This window comes from Paenibacillus sp. R-74696, from assembly GCF_055814915.1.
This window is the reverse complement of the sequence record NZ_JBPULM010000011.1, coordinates 1-530: the sequence shown is the minus strand read 5'-3', so window position 1 is coordinate 530 and position 530 is coordinate 1. Positions and strand designations below refer to the sequence as shown.

Here is a 530-nt window from a genome sequence, read left to right as displayed (position 1 = left end):
CTGTCGGCTTCCTTGCCCGCCTATATGGTGCCGGCCTCCTTCGTGCAGATGGAGAGCCTGCCGCTCACGGCCAACGGCAAAGTGGACCGTCAGGCGCTGCCGATGCCAGAGGCTCAGGCCTCGCACCTTCCGTATGCTCCGCCTCGCACGGCGATGGAGCACGCGCTGGTGACGGTGTGGCAGCAAGTGCTCGGCGTGCCCGAGGTGAGCATCCATGACCATTTCTTTGATCTGGGCGGCGACTCGATCAAAGCGATTCAAGTCGCTTCCCGGCTGCTGCAAGCCGGGTACAAGATGGAAATGAAGACGTTATTCCGCTATCCGGTGGTGGCGCAGCTAAGCACCCATCTGACGGCGATTACCCGCACGGCGGAACAAGGAGAGGTACACGGAGCGGTGCCGCTGACGCCCATTCAGCGCTGGCTGGTGGAACGTGATTCCGTCGACCTGCACCATTTCAACCAGGCGGTCATGCTGTATCGGGAAGAGCGGTTTGACCGCGTGGCGCTGAGCGTGGCGATGCAGCAGCT

At 62.5% G+C, this 530-nt stretch carries 1 protein-coding gene; it reads left to right on the top strand.

All coding sequences use genetic code 11. The features are described 5' to 3' along the window. A partial coding sequence (locus tag ACSR9A_RS02140) for a phosphopantetheine-binding protein (protein WP_473755383.1) occupies nt 1-530 on the top strand: 530 nt, incomplete at both ends.